Origin of the sequence: Pseudoalteromonas shioyasakiensis, assembly GCF_022398475.1 — a bacterium.
Classification (GTDB): domain Bacteria; phylum Pseudomonadota; class Gammaproteobacteria; order Enterobacterales; family Alteromonadaceae; genus Pseudoalteromonas.
In genome coordinates this window covers 1-3,085 of sequence record NZ_JAKEVM010000240.1, presented here as the reverse complement: position 1 = coordinate 3,085, position 3,085 = coordinate 1, and the positions used below count along the sequence as shown (strand labels likewise).

The following is a 3,085-nucleotide window of genomic DNA, read 5'->3' as shown; positions in this document are numbered from 1 at the left end:
CAACTGTAGAAGATTATTTAAATTTATATATTGATAAAGCGATAGAGAGAGGCCTTGCTAACTCAACAATCACTGGTTATGAAAAAGCTAAAAATGGACTAAGGGACTTATGGAAGATTCCAGTCCCCGAACTAGAGACCTTAAACATCGTAAACTTAATAGAAAACTCTACACTCTCTAGGAAAACCTTATCTAATCGACTATCTCTATTAAGCTCCTCACTGAATAGAGCAATTGTAGATAAGATGATAAAAGTAAACCCTGCTTCAGGTATTCGGATCCAAGAATATTTAACAAATAAAAGTAAAATCAACGCTCGAAATATACATGAAGATGTAATACCTTTCACACCAGCAGAGACAAGGCAGCTAATAAGAGCAGCTGAGGATACAGTTAAAGCAATTGTTGCTCTTCTCTTTGATACAGGAATACGTTCTAGTGAATGGGTTGCCCTTAAGAAGGTTGATGTATGCTTAGTTTCTAAAACAATATCGATATTTGAAGCTATCGTGGAAGGTAAAACAAAGGCAACAAAAACCAAATCTGGTAGAAGAAGAATACCGATTTCACAAGAGGTTTGTGAGCTTCTTAAGAGAGAAATGGCTAAAACCGGCTCTGAATATGTTTTCTTAAACTCACAAGGAAATGTATGGAATCAAGACTCTTTCAGAAAGCATATATGGAAAAAGCTATTATCAACTGCAGGTGTAAAATATCGTTATCCATACCAAACAAGACATACTTTCGCAACTCGCCTTATTTCAGAAGGTATGAATCTATGGAAAATAGCAAAATTAATGGGCCATACTTCCCCTAATATGCTTTATACGCATTATGGTAATTATATTGATGCATATGAAAAAATACCTAAGGCAAAGGCGTTAAATTTAAATGTCGAATAACTTCGGCATTTAAATACTTACTGAATTCTTTCTACAAACTCACCTCCATTTAATTTGTGAACCATCGAAATATCAATAATTAATTGATATTTCGTCTAACTGATACATAGTTGAAGTTGGCTTATCTTCAAACACCTTTTTATCTGCAATCCACAAAGCTCCCGAGGTATTAACTGAGTAAGAAGCGATACCATCGGTTTTGATAACAATGTCTCCGCCTATAAACCCTGTGTTTGAAGCATCAGCTCTATTATTAGAACAGTTTGTGCTTCCTTTATCAGTCTGATAGACCTCTTTAAGTGCTGTCAAATCAACACAAGCCCCTGTGGAAAGAGTTGAGAACGGTTTGAGTAACATATCCATCACTACTTTATCTGGATGTCGGTAAGTACAGTTTTGACCAACACTTACAATTCCAATCTCAGGCTTAATTTGATTCACATATCCAGCAGAAGTACTACTTTGGCTACCATGATGAGCAATATGCATAACATCTACTCCATGTTCAGCTGTTAACTTTCTATTTTTAATTAGTAAGTCTGCAACACGTTTTTGTATTTGAGATTGCTTTGTGTTGTGATTACTGCATTTTTCTGAACCACTACCTAAATCTCCATCCAATATGAATTGAAAATTCTTATAGGTTATTAATAACACAGCAGAAAAATCATTTTCATTACTAACTTTAACTTCAGTACCATCAAAAAAGCGGCCAGAGGCATAAGCGACAAAGGCACTGGCTCCACCTCCTAAAGAGATATCAATCCCAGGTATTAACTGCGTAGCCTCTCCTGCAGTAGTTAACTTTGTAACTAAGAACCAATTATTATTTAACTTCATTCCTTTTTTATTGCTAGATCCTGAAACATAATTCTTAATTTTAAAGTCATATCCACCATCAATTAAGCCCTTATAGCCATTGAAGTGGTCTTGATCCTTATGGCTTAATATACTGTAATGAAGTTTCTTACTACCCCACCCCAAAGAGTCAAGATAAGGGACTAAAGAGTCTCGGCCATTTTTATTTCCAAAATCGTATAAAATTTTAGTCCCATTAGGCCCAACAATTAAAGTGCTTCCTCCCTGCCCAACATTGATATAATGAATTTCCAGCGGTAGCAACTCTTTATCATTACTAAATGTAAATGTAGATAGTAAGAATAAGTTCAAAAGAAAAAAACTTTTGCCCATTATTAATGCTCTCTAATTTAGTTTTTCTAAACGAATTATTTCAAAAATTTTCTCGCGTTCTTGGTCACTTAATCCATCTTCTGCGGCAAACTTAGTAAGTAAAACCTTCAAGTCATCTTTATCAGAAGATACCCCTCTCTTTCTTTGGATTGAGCTTAAATTTAACTTATCAGCTAACGTATCAACTGTTTTTTCAAGTACGCCATATACAAGCTTAACTGAGAGACCAACCAAAAAAGCAATAGCATTATCATCTATGCCAGAGGTGGTGATGAACCCTGGATCGTAAATATATTGAATCACTCCAGCAAGCAAAGAACCAAGAACTATCCTAGGTCCCCAACCTTTCATTTTTTGATGATCAAACCTCAAAGCATTGGAATAATCCGAAAAACGTTTTAGTAAAAATATACAGCTACCGAGCCCCCCCCAAAAAACAGGTGTGAGGACTTGTAATACATATGTGTTAATCCATTCTAAATAAAATAAATAACCAGACTCTACTGTTGGAATATCTCCAAAGAACAATCCTAATATCTCTGTAATAATTGCTAATAAAAAAAACATATATGCGCAGATTGTAATAGGTCTTATTGCTGGTTTTGTTGATTTAGAATCTGATATTGTTCGACCATTCACTGGAGAGGTGCTTTTACAAAGGCGCTCATAGGCTTTGTGTACATCAACATTACTCAACATGGGATGTGATGATGTTGAAATTATAGATAAATCATCATTTGAATTAGCATTGTTTACACTGTCTTTTTGCTCTTTACTTGACTCATTGAGTTCATTGCTAACTTCCAAAGCGTTATAGAGAACCTCTAAATCATCTCTGTCTACCTTAATTCCGTTTTCCGAAGCATATATTAACAATTCACTGATATGTCCTAATTCAGGTCCCCATTGATTCATATGTTTCTCCTTTTTAGATTTTGATTACAAATAGACCCACTAATTAAACTAGATTTGAAATTTTATTTAAGTAATGA

The 3,085-nt window shown here is 34.6% G+C and carries 3 protein-coding genes; 1 reads left to right on the top strand and 2 read right to left on the bottom strand.

Going from position 1 to position 3,085, the window contains the following annotated elements; all coding sequences use genetic code 11:
- Positions 1–902: tyrosine-type recombinase/integrase (locus L1D51_RS21020; protein WP_239964774.1), on the top strand; the 902-nt coding region annotated here is incomplete at its 5' end.
- A gap of 72 nt (positions 903–974) precedes the next feature.
- On the opposite strand, the gene L1D51_RS21015 is transcribed toward L1D51_RS21020, so the two are convergent.
- Together L1D51_RS21015 and L1D51_RS21010 are read right to left on the bottom strand one after the other, a co-directional pair.
- Positions 975–2,093, bottom strand: coding sequence for a ComEC/Rec2 family competence protein (locus L1D51_RS21015; RefSeq protein WP_239964773.1), 1,119 nt, complete (start codon positions 2,091–2,093; stop codon positions 975–977).
- Positions 2,094–2,105: 12 nt separating this feature from the next.
- Complete coding sequence (locus tag L1D51_RS21010) at positions 2,106–3,008, bottom strand: hypothetical protein (RefSeq protein WP_239964772.1); 903 nt, start codon at positions 3,006–3,008, stop codon at positions 2,106–2,108.
- Between the last annotated feature and the right edge of the window lie 77 nt (positions 3,009–3,085).